The sequence below is a fragment of the Acinetobacter lactucae genome (genome assembly GCF_013344765.1).
Classification (GTDB): domain Bacteria; phylum Pseudomonadota; class Gammaproteobacteria; order Pseudomonadales; family Moraxellaceae; genus Acinetobacter; species Acinetobacter lactucae_A.
The window spans coordinates 1-207 of the sequence record NZ_JABVBF010000484.1; the positions used below are offsets into that span (position 1 = coordinate 1).

At 53.6% G+C, this 207-nt stretch carries 1 protein-coding gene; it reads right to left on the minus strand.

Translation table 11 applies throughout. The features are described from left to right. A partial coding sequence (locus HUN22_RS17960) for a hypothetical protein (protein ID WP_174732152.1) occupies nt 1–207 on the minus strand: 207 nt, incomplete at both ends.

The window sequence follows — 207 nt, forward strand, 5'->3', positions numbered from 1 at the left end:
CGCATCGGTCTTGTCATTCGCTGCTGTTGTCGCAGTTTGTAATTGACCCAGGTTCACAGCCTGATCTGCACTCACCGCATCCGCTACATTGCTGATGTTGGTGTTCGCCGCATCAATGCCTGACTTGGTCACACTCGGGCCACCTGTAACGGTTAAACCGTTGCTGTCCAGCTTGCTGTCACCCGCAGTCACACTGGTAACCGTAAT